The organism is Allobosea sp. BE125 (genome assembly GCF_031456075.1).
Classification (GTDB): Bacteria; Pseudomonadota; Alphaproteobacteria; order Rhizobiales; family Beijerinckiaceae; genus Allobosea.
Genome location: NZ_JAVDTY010000002.1, coordinates 280,672 through 294,953 on the forward strand (window position 1 = coordinate 280,672; position 14,282 = coordinate 294,953).

The 14,282-nt window shown below is 64.8% G+C and carries 11 protein-coding genes; 4 read left to right on the plus strand and 7 right to left on the minus strand.

Translation table 11 applies throughout. The features are described from left to right. Window position 1 precedes the first annotated feature (1 nt). The 4 genes from J2Y55_RS06675 to J2Y55_RS06690 are packed head-to-tail and all read left to right on the plus strand — an operon-like array spanning window position 2 to window position 5,478. Window positions 2–1,069: an ABC transporter ATP-binding protein gene (locus J2Y55_RS06675; protein WP_310149543.1), complete on the plus strand. Its 1,068-nt coding sequence runs from the start codon at window positions 2–4 to the stop codon at window positions 1,067–1,069. After that, on the plus strand, window positions 1,066–2,823 hold the full coding sequence (locus J2Y55_RS06680; RefSeq protein WP_310149546.1) for an ABC transporter permease subunit: 1,758 nt from the start codon (window positions 1,066–1,068) through the stop codon (window positions 2,821–2,823). The genes J2Y55_RS06675 and J2Y55_RS06680 overlap by 4 nt, the downstream gene beginning before the upstream one ends. 29 nt (window positions 2,824–2,852) lie before the next feature. Next, window positions 2,853–4,382 (plus strand): AMP-binding protein, encoded by a 1,530-nt coding sequence (locus tag J2Y55_RS06685; RefSeq protein WP_310149549.1) that lies wholly within the window; start codon window positions 2,853–2,855, stop codon window positions 4,380–4,382. A gap of 1 nt (window position 4,383) precedes the next feature. Continuing rightward, window positions 4,384–5,478 carry a hypothetical protein gene (locus J2Y55_RS06690; protein ID WP_310149551.1) on the plus strand — a complete coding sequence of 365 codons (1,095 nt, stop codon included), beginning with the start codon at window positions 4,384–4,386 and terminating at the stop codon, window positions 5,476–5,478. Window positions 5,479–5,577: 99 nt separating this feature from the next. Here the strand turns inward: J2Y55_RS06690 and J2Y55_RS06695 are convergent, their stop codons facing one another. The 7 genes from J2Y55_RS06695 to J2Y55_RS06725 form a co-directional block, all read right to left on the minus strand. After that, window positions 5,578–6,858 carry an NAD(P)/FAD-dependent oxidoreductase gene (locus J2Y55_RS06695; RefSeq protein WP_310149554.1) on the minus strand — a complete coding sequence of 427 codons (1,281 nt, stop codon included), beginning with the start codon at window positions 6,856–6,858 and terminating at the stop codon, window positions 5,578–5,580. Window positions 6,859–7,063: 205 nt separating this feature from the next. Next, a complete protein-coding gene (locus J2Y55_RS06700; RefSeq protein WP_310149558.1) occupies window positions 7,064–7,318 on the minus strand; it encodes a DUF2171 domain-containing protein in 255 nt (84 codons plus the stop codon). Window positions 7,319–7,909: 591 nt separating this feature from the next. Then, window positions 7,910–10,147: an ATP-binding protein gene (locus tag J2Y55_RS06705; protein WP_310149561.1), complete on the minus strand. Its 2,238-nt coding sequence runs from the start codon at window positions 10,145–10,147 to the stop codon at window positions 7,910–7,912. 26 nt (window positions 10,148–10,173) lie between these two features. Further along, complete coding sequence (locus tag J2Y55_RS06710; RefSeq protein ID WP_310149563.1) at window positions 10,174–10,677, minus strand: putative pterin-binding protein; 504 nt, start codon at window positions 10,675–10,677, stop codon at window positions 10,174–10,176. A 36-nt stretch (window positions 10,678–10,713) separates the two neighbouring features. Next, window positions 10,714–11,775, minus strand: a complete 1,062-nt coding sequence (locus J2Y55_RS06715) for a response regulator (protein ID WP_310149565.1) — start codon at window positions 11,773–11,775, stop codon at window positions 10,714–10,716. Beyond that, entirely contained in the window at window positions 11,772–12,188 is a 417-nt protein-coding gene (locus tag J2Y55_RS06720; protein WP_310149569.1) for a chemotaxis protein CheW, read from the minus strand. The genes J2Y55_RS06715 and J2Y55_RS06720 overlap by 4 nt, the downstream gene beginning before the upstream one ends. Window positions 12,189–12,308: 120 nt before the next feature. Next, entirely contained in the window at window positions 12,309–14,135 is a 1,827-nt protein-coding gene (locus tag J2Y55_RS06725) for a methyl-accepting chemotaxis protein (protein WP_310149572.1), read from the minus strand. Window positions 14,136–14,282 lie beyond the last annotated feature (147 nt).

Sequence of the window (14,282 nt, forward strand, 5' to 3'; positions counted from 1 at the left end):
GGTGGCGATCCAGCCTCACGGCGGCGAGAGGCCGTCCAAGCTCGTCGTCGAGGGGCTGTGCAAGCGCTATGGCGCGACCACAGCCCTCGAAGCGAGCTCGCTCAGCGTCGGTGAAGGCGAGTTCCTCACGCTGCTGGGCCCTTCGGGCTCCGGCAAGACGACGCTATTGCAGTTGATCTGCGGCCTCGTGGAGGCCAGCGAAGGTCGCGTGATCATCGACGGACGCGACCAGTCGCGCACGCCGGTGCATCAGCGCGACATCGGGCTGGTGTTCCAGCACTACGCGCTGTTCCCCCATCTCACGGTTGCCGAGAACATCGCCTTTCCGCTCAAGATGCGCGGCCGGGCGGCAGCCGACATCGCCAGGCGCGTCACTGACGCGCTCGAGATGGTCCATCTCGGCCATCTCGCCCAGCGCTTTCCGCGCGAATTGTCGGGCGGACAGCAGCAGCGCGTCGCGCTCGCCCGCTGCTTCGTCTACCAGCCCTCGATCATCCTGATGGATGAGCCGCTTGGCGCGCTCGACAAGAAGCTGCGCGAGCATATGCAGATCGAGATCAAGCGGCTGCATCGCGAAAGCGGCGCGACCATCGTCTATGTCACGCATGATCAGGAGGAGGCCCTGGCGCTCTCCGACCGGATCTGCCTGATGAACCATGCCAGGATCGAGCAGCTCGGCACGCCGCGCGAGATCTATGAGCGGCCGCGCACCGCCTTCGCGGCCGACTTCATCGGCATTTCGAACATCTTCCGGGGCACGGCGACCGCCAATGGCTCGCTCGAAACCGCGCATGGCCTTTTCGCCCTGCCCGATGGCGCACGCTGCGACGATGGCAAGGGCGCCCTGGTGATCCGTCCCGAGCATCTGCATCTCGGCACCGAGGCCGGCAACAGCGTCGCCGGGACGGTCAGCGAGATCGTCTATGCCGGCTCGGAGACACGGATCATCGCCAGGCTCGATGACGGCGCCGCGCTCGTGCTGCGTCTGGGCCCCGGCGAAACGGTTCCCGGCCTCGACGAGCGCATCGTCGCCGGCTGGCAACGCGACAAGGCAGTGCTGGTGTCATGAGCGGCGCGGTCGCAGCCAGGCAGCATCGGACGGGCTGGCGGCTGCCGCGGCTGGGCCCGCTCTGGCTCGCGCTGCCCGGCGTCATCTTCCTCGGCATCTTCTTCGCCTATCCGGTCGCGCAGCTCCTGGGCCTGAGCCTGGTCGATCCCGCGACCGGTGCCTTCTCGACGGCGACTTATCAGCGCATCGCCGGCACGGATGTCTATCTGCGCGTCCTCGGCATCACCTTCCGCATCGCCGGCTACACGGCCTTGTATTCGCTGCTGATCGGCTATCCCCTGGCCTATTGGCTGGCGCGCCTGCCGGACATTTTCCGCGGCCGCATGCTGCTCTTCGTCATGGTGCCGTTCTGGACGAGCTATCTCGTCAAGACCTTCGCCTGGATGATCGTGCTCGGCCGCAGCGGCATCATCAACGCGCTGGCGACGGGTTCAGGAATCGTCGATCAGCCGCTGGCGCTGCTCCACAATGAGTTCGGCGTCATGGTCGGCATGGTTCACGCCATGGTGCCGCTGGCGGTGATGACGCTTCTGCCGGTCATGGGCGGCATCGACCGGCGCCTCGTCCAGGCGGCGCAGACGCTCGGGGCCTCGCCGGCTCATGCCTTCTGGCTGGTCTATTTCAAGCTCTCGCTACCTGGCGTCGCCGCCGCGGGGCTGCTCGTCTTCATCTCCTCGCTCGGCTTCTTCATCGTGCCGGCCTTCCTCGGCGGTCGCCGCGAGACCATGCTGGCGCAGCTCATCATCACCCAGATCCAGGAGCTGCTGAACTGGCCCTTCGCGGGAGCGCTCGCAGCCATGATGCTCGCAACCGCGCTGATCTCGTGCTGGCTCTATGACCGGCTCTTTGGCCTCTCGACCATTGCGGGCGGCTCCGCACAGGTCAGCACGGGACGTATCCGCGATCTCGGCCTCGTCATCCTCGGCTGGATCGCGGCGCTGGCGGGCAAGCTCGCCGCGCTGACCCGCATGGTTCTCGGCAAGCGCGGCAGCGGTCTGATCCTGCCGCTCTTCGCCTGGGTCACGATCGCCTTCCTCGTGGTGCCGACGCTGCTCGTGATTCCGCTCGCCTTCACCTCCTCGCAATTCCTCGAATTTCCACCGCCGGGCTATAGCCTGACCTGGTTCGAGACCTATTTCGCCTCGCCGCTCTGGATCCAGGCGACGATCCGCTCCTTCCTCGTCGCCTTCGCCACCGCGATCGCCGCGACGACGGTCGGCGGCTTCACGGCGCTGGCGCTGGCCAACAGCCGCACGCGCTGGGGCGGGCTCATCTTCGCTTTTTTCCTGGCGCCGATGATCGTGCCGCGCATCGTGATCGCTGTCGGACTGTTCTATCTATTTGCCCGGATGGGCCTGATCGCGACGGATCTGGGCCTCATCATCGGCCATACCGTGCTGGCGATCCCGTTCACGCTCGTCACCATCGCCGCCGTGCTCAAGAGCTACGACCAGCGCCTCGACCAGGCCGCCGCAACGCTCGGTGCCAATCGCCTGCGCACCCTGGTCGGCGTGACGATTCCCCTGGTGAAAGGTGGCCTGGTGGCCGCCTTCCTCTTCGCCTTCATCACCTCCTTCGACGAGCTGACGATTGCGATCTTCGTCAGCGGCGGCATCAAGACGACCCTGCCGAAGCAGATGTGGGACGACATGATCCTGCAATTGAACCCGACCCTGGCGGCCGTATCCGTGGTCGTCTTCGTGGTGGTCACGGTGATGCTCGTGACCGCAGAACGCTTCCGCCGCGCGCCTTGAACCCGATTTGCGACGATCCAGAGAATCCCATGCCTTTCGATGATGACGGCTTTGTCGGTCTGCTGAACGAGCGCGCCCTGCGCGATCCCGACGGGATCTATGCCCGCTTCAACGGTGAGCCGGTGAGCTATGGCGCGCTCGACCGGCAGGCCCGCGCCTTCGCCGCCCATCTGCATGCAAGCGGCATAGCGCCCGGCGAGCGCGTCGCGGTGATGATGAAGAACAGCATCGCCGCGATCGCCTGCGTTTTCGGTCTGGCCAAGGCCGGCGTCGCCTGGGTTCCCGTCAATGCGCAACAGCGCGGCGACGGGCTGCGCTATCTGCTGAGCCATTCCGGCCCGCGGCTCGTCATCGTCGATGACGAGCTCGCCGCGCTCGTGGCCCAAGCCCTGCCCTCGCGCGATGCGCCCACGATCCTCGTCCACGGGTCAGATGGCGGTCTCGACGCCATCCTGGCCGAGGCCGGCGCGTTCGACCAAGCCCCGCCGTCCCCAGATGCGGTGTTCGCGATCATGTACACATCGGGCACCACGGGGCGCCCCAAGGGCGTCATCGTCTCGCATCGCATGCTGCGGCTGGCGGCCGAGGGCGTCGGGCGCGTCTCGGCCGCAAAACCTGGAGAAGTGCTGTTCGTCTGGGAGCCGCTCTATCATATCGGCGGGGCACAGCTCCTGGCCCTGCCGATGATCCGCGACGTCACCCTCGCCATGGTCGAGCGCTTCAGCGCCAGCCGCTTCTGGGCGCAGGTCAAGGCCGAGGGCGCGAGCCATATCCACTATCTCGGCGGCATCCTGCAGATTCTGCTGAAGCAGCCGCCAGGCCCGCTCGATCGCGATCATGGCGTCCGCATCGCCTGGGGCGGCGGCTGCCCGCCCGATATCTGGCCGCAATTCCAGCAACGCTTCGGCGTCGAGATTCGCGAATGCTACGGCATGACGGAGGCCTCCAGCATCACCACCTGCAACGACAGCGGCGTGGTGGGCTCAGTCGGTCGTTGCATGCCGTGGTTCGGCGTGGCGCTGCTTGGCCCTGACGGCGACCCCGTCCCCACCGGCGAGCGCGGCGAGATCATTGTCGAGACCACGCTGCCGGGCGCGATCTTCCCCGGCTATCTCGACAATCCCGAGGCCACTGCAAAGGCGCTGCGCAACGGCAGGCTGCACACCGGCGATCTCGGCTCCTTCGACGCCGATGGGAACCTCTATTTCCACGGCCGCATGACCGACAGCGTGCGGTGTCGCGGCGAGAACGTCTCGGCCTGGGAGGTCGAACATGTCGCCGCCGAGCATGAGGCGGTGGAGGATTGCGCCATGATCGGCGTCGCAGCCGATATCGGCGAGCAGGACATCAAACTGTTCGTCAAGCCGCGCGACGGCGCGCTCCTCGACCCCGCGACCCTGTCGGACTGGCTCGGCCGTCGGCTCGCCCCCTATCAGAACCCGCGCTACATCGCGCTGGTCGACGAGTTCGAGCGCACGGCAAGCCAGCGCATAATGAAACACAAGCTCTCGCCCCGGCTCGATGATTGCTGGGACCGTGCGGCATTGGCGGAGCGCTGAGATGGCCGCCTGCGACATCCTGATTTCCGGCACGGGCGGCTTTGCCGCGCGTATCGCCTTCGACATCGCCGCAACCGCGGAAGAGCCGGTGCATGTCACCATCGCCGGCCGCAATCAGGAGCGGCTGCGCTGGCTGCGCACCGCCGCCAACGCCCGCGCCGCCCTGTTCGGCAAACCGGCGCGCTTCGACACGCATGCGATCGACCTGCTGGCGCCCGACGCTGCCGACGCATTGCTCGCAGCGACCGGCCCGCGCATCCTAGTGCAGGCCGCCTCGACCCAGACCTCGCAGGTCATAGCCCAGCGCGGCAATGCCTGGACGCAGCTTGTCGCTGAGGGCGGCCTAAGCGCGACCGCCATCTTCCAGGCCCTGATCAGCGCCCGTGTCGCGGCAGCGATCAGCCGCTCTGGCAAGCCGGTCACGCTCGTGAACTGCAGCTTTCCCGATGTCGTCAACGGCATCATCACGGCGCTCGGCCATGACGTCGCCTGCGGCATGGGCAATGTCGCCATCCTGTCCAATGTCTTCGCCGGCTCGGCTTCGGTTCCGGCCGGCGCGGAAATCAAGGTTCTTGCCCATTATCAAAACCTCGCGGCCTGGCGACGCCCGCCGGCGCAACGGAGTGGAAAGCCGCCGCGCGTCTGGATCGACGGTCGCGAGGTCGATGATGTCTTCGCGCGCTTCGCGGATATCCAATTGACGCCGGAGCCGGTGATCGAGATTTCCGGCGCCAGTGGCGTGCCGATGCTGCTCGCCATGGCGGCAGGCCGGGAATGGCGCGGCCATGTCCCGGGACCGAACGGCTTGCCGGGCGGTTATCCCGTGCGATTGAGCGAGGGAACGCTGAAACTCGATCTGCCGGTGGGACTTACCCAGGAGGAGGCGGTGGCCTGGAACGTGGCGTTCGAGCAGGAGAACGGCCTGGTGGTGTCACCCGCAGGCGAGGCCCGCTTCAACGGCGTGCTGCGCGAGCAGCTCACGGCGCAGCTACCCGAACTCGCAGCCGGCTTTTCGGTCAGCGAGCTGGAAAGCCTGTGCCACACCCTGCTTGGCGTCAGGGATCGGCTTATGAATATGGCTGCGGGTGATCGCTAGAGCGATGTCCGACCCGACTGAATCGGTTCAAATGCTCTAGGTCATTGTTTTAAAGCGCTTTCTTCACGCGAACCGGTAACCACTTCGCTCGAAAACGCTCTAATTCGGCGCCCCGCTGTTTTTCACTTCGCCTTGCGTGATGAGGCGGGCACTGCGCTGCCCGCTGAGATAGATCCACAGCCAGCTCAAAGCGACGGTGAGACGATTGCGCAGTCCGATCAGGAAGAAGATGTGGGCAATGCCCCACATCCACCAGGCCAGGCGCCCTTTCAGCTTGATCCAGCCGAAATCGACGATGGCCGCGCGCTTGCCGATCGTCGCGAGATTGCCGGCGTTCTTGTATGTGAATGGCTGCGGCGCGGCTCGATCGCTCAACCGGGCCTTGATCACCGCGGCGACATAAACGCCCTCCTGTTTGGCCGCCGGCGCAACGCCGGGAACAAGCTTTCCATCCGCCGCGGCGACATGGGCGGTATCGCCGATCACAAAGATGTTCGGATGTCCGGGAAGGGTGAGGTCGCCCTCTACGAGAACCCGCCCTGCCCGGTCGGCGGGCGCATTCAGCCAATCGGCCGCCGGCGAAGCCGCAACGCCCGCAGCCCACAAAATCGTCCGTGCCGGGAGAAACTCCTCGCCGAGCTCGACACCGTCTTCGCCGCATTTAGAAACAGCGTGCCCGAGCTTGATCTCGACCCCGAGACGCGTCAGCGCCTGGTGGGCATAAGCCGACAGGTCCTCGCTGAAGCCGGAGAGGATGCGCGGGCCTGCTTCGATGAGAACGACGCGTGCACTATGCGTGTCGAAATTGCGGAAATCGCCGTGCAACGTATCCCGGGCAAGCTCGGCGATCGTGCCGGCGAGTTCCACGCCGGTCGGGCCTGCGCCGATGATCACGAAGGTCAGGAACGTGGCGCGCCGGGCCTCATCCATTTCCCACTCGGCCTGCTCGAAGGCCGACAGGATGCGACGCCTGATCTTGGTTGCGTCCTCGAGGGTTTTCAGGCCGGGCGCATAGGGTTCCCATTCATCGTGGCCGAAATAGGCATGGCGCGCGCCGGTCGCCAGAATCAACGTGTCGAAAGCAATCGGCGGCTCGCCGTCCAGCAAAACCTCTTTCTCCGGGATATTCACGCCGGTGACGCTCCCAAGTAGCGTCGTGACGTTCTTGTGCCTGTGCAGCAGAGAGCGGATCGGCCAGGCGATCTCCGATGTCGCGAGCGATGCAACCGCCACCTGGTAGAGCAAAGGCTGGAACAGGTGATGGTTGCGCCGATCGATGACGGTCATGCGCACCGGCGCGCCCGCTAGATCACGCGCCGCTTCAAGACCGCCGAAACCGGCCCCGACGATGACGACATGATGTGCGGAAGGAGTGGTCATGGCTCACAAGCGCCGTGGCGACAGCGGTCTTCGCCGTCAGCATCGGGAACCTATACGATTCCTACAGATAGAGCTCAACCATCGCGCTGGAGCGGCCCGGATAGCCAATCGAGATGTCCTGACCGATATCGGGTTCGAAATCGCCGCTGCAGGTCGCCTGCACGAAGCCGTATCGAGGCAGCCGACACGACCGCCTCGAGAGGCATCAGAGATCGACCGGACCCCCGGACTTTTCCTCCTCCAGGGTCACGGCGATGTCAGCATTCGCGGAAAGGCGAACCTTGTTCCCCTCGACGCCAGCCACGAAGCCGGCCTCGATATAGTGATGATGGCCCTCATGCTTCCCATAGCTATCGCTCATCTTGAGCTTGATACGGTCGCCATCGAAGCGATCGACCGTCCCGACATGCACACCGTCGGCCCCGATGACCTCCATGTTCTCCTTGACGCTGTCTTTCATCGCGAGCTTCTCCTTGCTGAGTTTTAGTCGTTCATGAAGTCGCGCCTGACAGGTGCAGCCGCGGCAGGAAACGCGTCGATCGGCGCGAGCAAGGCTGTAACCCCCAACCGGTCAGGCCAGTTCCAACTCATCCTCGTCCGCGATCTCCGACTTCTTTCCGTGGAAAGTCGAACCGTCACGCACATCGCCTGCGAAGGTCGTCGGCCTGAGCTTTTCCGCTAGGCGCCATGAGGAGCACCATCCAGCGCAAGCTCTCGGCGCCTTTGGGAAACCACAATCGCCCCTCCCCGATCCGGCCGCATGAAAAGGGTACGACCGTCGACCATCTTTCGACGTGCAAACTTTGATGGGGCGCCGGTGGATCGATCATGGCCATCACCCACGAACGCAAGCGTTGGAGAACCTATCAGGGCCTGTTTGATCCCGGCGCGTCGTCTTCATCGATGAAACCTGCATCAAGGCTGATGTGGCGCTGCTGACATAACCGTCTCCCACTCAAATCAGGGATCAGCCGGCTGAAGTTCGAGGACAGTCGCTTCCTCGAAACTCCCGGATGGTCTCACAGGCTCTGATGTCGGCCACCGAGGCGCATTATGCGGAAGCCGCGATCGCCGCTGTTTCCCGCGAGGCTTCGTTGGCATCCATCGTCAGGATTGTGCGCAGCAGCGTTGCCTGAAGCACGGCCATGTCCGCGGCTCCGCTCGCCTTGAACGCGTGCTCGGCGACCTCCGCGGCGGCCGCGACGGCGGCGAGGCCGAGCGTGCCAGCCACGCCCTTGAGCGTGTGCAGTTCGCGGATCGCGAGGCCGATCTCGCCCGAGGCGAAGGCCTTGCCCGCGGCTGAGACCATGCGTGTCGCGTCGGGCCAGAAATCCCGGGTCAGCTCGTCCATGAGATCGCCACCGATCTCGCGCCGCAATTCGTCCCTCGCAGCGTGGTCGATCAGCCCCGGCCCGACGTCGTCATCGAGAGCGTCGGCCTTCGCCGCATCGGAGGCGGACTCGATGGCCGAAGCGTATTCCGGAAGCCATTTCGCCAGAATGGCCGTCATCTTGGCGCGGTTGATCGGCTTGGCGACGAAGTCGCTCATGCCGGCCGCCAGGCAATCCTCGCGATCGCTCGAGAACGCGTTTGCCGTGAGCGCGATGATCGGCAGGGTTGCCAGCCCCCGTCGACGGATCGTTCGCGTTGCCTCGAGCCCATCCATCACCGGCATCTGCATGTCCATCAGGACGAGGTCGTAGTGCGTGGCGCCGGCCAGGTGAACGGCGATCTCGCCATTGGGCGCATGGTCGACCTGAAGGCCGAGGCGCTGCAGCAATTCGCTGACGACGATGAAATTGATCAGGTTGTCTTCCGCCACCAGAATTCGGCCTGAGAAGGTCAGGTCACGGGCCGGTTCCTGGGCAGAATCCTGGGCGGGCACTGAAGCCGTTGCGGCTTGCGATGCCGCGACCGGGCTGACGGGCAATGTGAACCAGAAGCGGCTGCCTCCGCCCTCGCGCGGGCTGACGCCGATCTCGCCGCCCAGCGCGCCGATCAGCCGGCGGCAGATCGCCAGGCCGAGCCCGGTGCCGCCGAAGCGGCGGTTGATCGTGATGTCGAGCTGGCTGAAGTCCTGGAACAGCCGGTCGCGGGCCTCGGCCGGGATGCCGATGCCGGTATCCTCGACCTCGACGCGCAGGCAGTCGCGCTGGTCCAGGCTGCAGGCCAGTCTGACCCAGCCGCTATCGGTGAACTTCACGGCGTTGCCGACGAGATTGAACAGGATCTGCCGAAGCCGCGTCGCATCCGTCGTGACGAGAGCCTGGGGATTGTCGACATGCAGCACGATGCCCTTCTCGCAGGCGCGCTGCCCCATCACATTGCTGACGGCGGCACAGACCTCGCCGAGTTCGAAGGGGGCGAGCTCGAATTCCACCGCCCCCGATTCCAATTTCGAGAAGTCGAGGATGTCGTCGATCAGCGCCAGAAGCGTGTCGCTGCAGTCGCCGATGACGGCAAGCCTGTCGCGCTGGCCTGCGCTCATGGCGGAATCGCGCATGATGTCGACCATGCCGATGATGCCGTTCAACGGTGTTCTGATCTCATGGCTCATGGTGGCCAGGAATATCGACTTGGCGCGCGCGCCGGCTTCCGCGCGTTTGGCGGCCTCCGCATTTTCGATGCTGAGGAGCTCGGAGCGCCGTCTGGCGATGCGGATATGGCGCAGCTGTATGCCGAGATAGATCACGATCGCCGCCAGCGACACGATCAATGCCGCCATCGCGCTCGCCAGCTGGGCATAAACCGATCTCAATTCGGCGCGGTCCTGAACCCTGATGCGGGAATGGGCGAGATTGGAGACGTTGAGCAGGCGCTCGGAGAGATGGGCCATCGTCTCGAGTTCGAGCAGCAGCGGCGAGACTTGCAGCACCGGCTCACCGGCGAGATCGAGCGCATCGATCAGCGGGGCCAGTGCCAGGATGCGCTGTCGCGCCTCCTGCGCCAGCGTGATGAGCTCGGTCTCACCGCCGAATTTCACGGCGTAATGGCCGTTCGTGAGCACGCTCGCGCGGCTGTAGAGGATGTCGTAGCGCAAGGTCACATCCGCGCGCCGGGGAGCGATGAACACGGTCTCCAGGTCGTGAACGGCCCCAATGAGCTTCTTGACCTCGCTATCGAGCTGGTAGGCCGCCCAGACGGCATCCTCGCGCACGCTCTCCTCGGTAGCGCGCTGGCGCGCCCCGATGGCCGAGAACGTCGCCACGACGACGCAGCCGAGCAATATGCTGACGCCCACCAGCGCCATCACGCCATAGTCGAACAGTCGCGTCTTGCGTGTCTGCATCGGATGCGGCTCCGCCCAGAGGGCCGTCACCGCACCTCGATCGTTCTCACCTGCCAGGCGGAACGTCCGAAATAGAGCTCGTTATAGAGGGACGGCTCCTGATCGAAGGGATAGATCACGAAGATCGGGCCCTTCTCACGAACGGAGATCAGCTTGCCATCGATCTTCGTCGCCAGGATGACCGGCCATTTCCGGAAATCGGCGACCGGAATCTCGACGACATAGTCATTGAGCGCCGTGACCCGCAGCATAGTCCCGTTCGCACCGACCAGATCGAGCATGGCAGCGCCCACCGGGCCCTCGAATGCGGTCTTCTCGGGATACCAAGGCGTGTTGGTGACGGTGACGCGGCTCGGCAAAGCCTGCAGCATCGCGGCATCGAACGCTGCGCCCTGCGCGCTGTTGCGGTTCGTGATCTTGCCGGTAACGGTCAGGATGACCGGATCCTTGGGCGCCGGCATGGTCTCGGCCACAGCAAGGCTGGTGACACAGAACATGACGAGGCAGACGATCGACAGACGCTTGAGCATGGCTTCGCTCCCCTTCGTTGACATGGTTCTGTGAGCTCAGCCCGCTCGCGCGACAGCGGACGGTGCGGGGGCTTGCGACGCCCGCATCAAGGCGGTGATCTCGCTCCAGCGCGCTTCGAACGCCGCCACGCAGGCCGGGTCGAAATGACTGCCGCAGCCGGATCTGATGAAGTCGCGCGCATCGCCGAGCGGCCAGCCGGGCCGGTAGACGCGGTCGGCGCAAAGCGCCTCGAAGACATCGGCCACGGCTGCGATCCGCCCCTCGATCGGGATCGCCTCGCCGGCAAGGCCGCGCGGATAGCCCTTGCCGTCCCAACGCTCGTGATGCGAGCTCGCGATCCGTTCGGCGCAGCGCATCAGGCTCGACTGTCCATCGGCCAGGATCGCCTCGCCGATCGAGACATGCGAGCGCATCAGCGCCATCTCCTCCTCGGTGAGGCGGCCCGGCTTCTGCAGAATGGAATCAGGGATGCCGATCTTGCCGACATCGTGCATCGGGGCAGCCGCGAAGATCGTCTCGCACTGCTCATCGTCCAGGCCGAGCCCCTGGGCGATGAGGCGGCACAGCCCCGCCATGCGCGCGACATGGTCTCCGGTATGGCCGTCGCGGCAGTCGATCGCGCGCGCGAGACGCCGTGCCATGTCGCGCTGGCTTTCGACGAGCTCCTGGGTTGCCTGCCGAACCTCCCTGGCGAGCCAGACCGCGCGATCACGCATCAGCGTTTGCGCCTCGCGCAGCTGAAGCAGGTTGTGAACGCGCACGCGCAGCTCGACAGGCTCGACCGGCTTGCGCAGGAAATCGGTCGCCCCCGCATCCAGCGCGGCGATCCGGGTTTCGCGCTGTTCGGCCGTGGTGACCATGACGATGGGCTGGTGATGATGGTTGGGCAGCTGTCGCAAGGCGCGAATGAACGCCACGCCATCCATTTCCGGCATCAGATAATCGACGAGGATCAGGTCGAATTCAGTGGTCGCTGCCGCAGCCAGCGCCTCCAGCGGATTGGCGAAGACGGAAATCTCGTGCGGGCCGATATTGTTCACGACGCCGCGCAGCACCATCAGATAGGTGCGGTTGTCGTCGACGATCATGATCTTCATGCGCGGTCGCCTTCGGCACCGCCGATCGCGGCCAGGTCGAGCAGGCCGATGATCTCGTTGTCCCGGGCGATCAAGCCGTGCAGCAGGGCAGCGTCGCAGCAATCGGCGGGTGTCGGGAGAAGCTCGCCGGGCAGAATTTCGACGATGTCGGAGACGGCATCGGCCAGAATGCCGATCATGCGATCGCCGAAATCCGCGACGACGACGACGCTGGCGAGACCGATCGCGTTCCGGCCGAAGCCGAGCCTGGCCTGCAGGTCGAACACCGGCACGATGGCCCCGCGCAGATTGATCACGCCGAGCATATGGTCCGCCGACTGGGGCAACTCCGTCGTCGGCTGCCATCCGCGAATCTCGCGGACACGGTCGACATCGATGCCGAAGGCACGTCCCGCCAGACGGAAGACGACCATTTTCTCGATCCGAGAGGCCGGACGAGCGGCCTGCTCATGGGATCCGATTTGATTGTGCACGGGTTTGCTCCTCGCCCGTCCTGGGCTCGTGAGATTTTACATCCGGGATATGTCGGCCGGTCAGAACTCGGACCAGCCTCCAGCCGACCCGCCAGCCGCACGGCGCTGCGGACGCGGGGCAGTGGCAGCCGGCCTGGCAGGAGGCGCCGAGACCTGACGCAGCTGGGTGACCTGGCCGGAGGCGAGGTCGGGTCTTGAGGCGAGGTCGGGTTTTGGCCGCTCATCGATCCTGAAGTCCTGAACCATCGTCTGGAGCTCGCCAGTCGCCTGCTCCAATTGCTTGGCGATCGTCGCGCTCTGCTCGGCCATCAGCGAATTGCGCTGGGTCATCTCGTCCATATGCGCCACGACCTTGGCGACTTCCTCGATGCCGTTGGCCTGCTCGTGCGAAGCGCTGGAGATATCGCCGAGTGCCGAGGCGACATTCGTCGAGGAGTCGACGATGCCAGCCAGCGCGGCGCCGGCGTCCTTGACCAGCTTGACGCCGTTGGCGACCTGCTGCGTCGAATTGGAGATGAGCGTCGAGATGTTCTTGGCGGCTTCGCCCGAGCGTTGCGCCAGCGTTCTGACCTCGCTTGCAACCACGGCAAAGCCCTTGCCGGCATCGCCGGCGCGGGCGGCTTCCACCGCTGCGTTCAGCGCCAGCAGATTGGTCTGGAAGGCGATGTCGTCGATCACCCGGATGATGTCCGAAATGTCGCTGGAGGCTTTCTCGATGCGCGCCATCGCGACGACCGCTTCGGCGACGATGGTGCCGCCTCGGCTTGCTTCTTCATTAGCTCCCGCGCCGAGAGCCGTGGCGTCGCGGGTCCGCTCGGAGCTCTGCTTGACCGATGCGGCGAGTTCTTCCGTGGTCGCGGCGGTTTCTTCCAGGCTCGCCGCCTGCTCTTCGGTGCGCTGGGCAAGCTCGCGGCTGTCATTGCCGATGCGCGTGGCACCTGCCGAGATGTTCGACGAGATGTCGCTGACGGTCCGAACGATGTCGGCGACGGATTCCAGAAGCTCGTTGACGCCGCCGCAGAGCTCGCCGATGGCGCCGCACTTGCCCTGAAGTGAGACACGCTGGGTCAGGTCCCGGGACTTGGCGGCCTGGACGACGCTCTGCGTCTCCTCGACAGCCCGGCTGAGCATGTCCTGGGCCTGCTTGTTGGCGGTGATATCGGTCGCGTATTTGACCACCTTATAGGGCTTGCCGAGCGCATCGAGGATCGGGTTGTAGCTGGCCTGGATCCAGACCTGCCTGCCGCCCTTGCCGATGCGCAGATACTGGCCGTCATCATATTCGCCGCGGCCGAGCTTTTGCCAGAAGCGGGCATAGGCGTCGCTGCTACGCGCCTCGGGATCGACGAACATCGAATGATGCTTGCCCTTGATGTCCGCCAGGGAGTAACCGAGCACGGTCAGGAAATTCTCGTTGGCGTCGAGCACGGTGCCCGCCAGATCGAACTCGATGACCGCCTGCGACTTCCGGATTGCGGCGACCTGCCCCTCGTAATTCGCCATGACGCCCTTCCGCGCAGTGATGTCCGTGGCGAATTTGACGACCTTTTCCGGCTTTCCCGAACGTCCCAGAATCGGCGTGTAGATCGCCTGCAGCCAGACCTGGGCTCCACCCTTGGCGATCCGAAGAAATTCCGCTTCCATCGCCTCGCCACGGCCAAGCTTTGCCCAGAACGACCGGTAATCGTCCGAACCGGCACAGCCGGGTTCGACGAACATCGAATGATGCTGTCCCAGCACTTCTTCCGCCCGATAGCCGACCACGTCGAGGAAGTTCGCATTCGCCGCGATGATGCGGCCGTCCATCGTGAATTCGATAACGGCCTGCGTTCGACGGATAGCGGCAGCTTCACGTTCGGCGGATGACTCAAAAAGCGAAAACGACATGGCGCCCCCTCAGGCGAGCCAACATGGCTCTATTTATTGCTGTTAGGCACAGCTGAGAGAGTGCGATGTTAAAAATATCTGAAATAGATTCTAAAAAGAGCGATTCATGCTGTAAATTGATCTGAATCAGTCCTTATGTTTGATATG

Excerpts from the sequence above, each read along its gene's own strand:
- J2Y55_RS06705 (WP_310149561.1), bottom strand. The coding sequence starts at position 10,147 with ATGCAGACACGCAAGACGCGACTGTTCGACTATGGCGTGATGGCGCTG.
- J2Y55_RS06715 (WP_310149565.1), bottom strand. The coding sequence starts at position 11,775 with ATGAAGATCATGATCGTCGACGACAACCGCACCTATCTGATGGTGCTG.
- J2Y55_RS06680 (WP_310149546.1), top strand. The coding sequence starts at position 1,066 with ATGAGCGGCGCGGTCGCAGCCAGGCAGCATCGGACGGGCTGGCGGCTG.
- J2Y55_RS06720 (WP_310149569.1), bottom strand. The coding sequence starts at position 12,188 with ATGGTCGTCTTCCGTCTGGCGGGACGTGCCTTCGGCATCGATGTCGAC.
- J2Y55_RS06710 (WP_310149563.1), bottom strand. The coding sequence starts at position 10,677 with ATGCTCAAGCGTCTGTCGATCGTCTGCCTCGTCATGTTCTGTGTCACC.
- J2Y55_RS06690 (WP_310149551.1), top strand. The coding sequence starts at position 4,384 with ATGGCCGCCTGCGACATCCTGATTTCCGGCACGGGCGGCTTTGCCGCG.
- J2Y55_RS06695 (WP_310149554.1), bottom strand. The coding sequence starts at position 6,858 with ATGACCACTCCTTCCGCACATCATGTCGTCATCGTCGGGGCCGGTTTC.
- J2Y55_RS06700 (WP_310149558.1), bottom strand. The coding sequence starts at position 7,318 with ATGAAAGACAGCGTCAAGGAGAACATGGAGGTCATCGGGGCCGACGGT.
- J2Y55_RS06685 (WP_310149549.1), top strand. The coding sequence starts at position 2,853 with ATGCCTTTCGATGATGACGGCTTTGTCGGTCTGCTGAACGAGCGCGCC.
- J2Y55_RS06725 (WP_310149572.1), bottom strand. The coding sequence starts at position 14,135 with ATGTCGTTTTCGCTTTTTGAGTCATCCGCCGAACGTGAAGCTGCCGCT.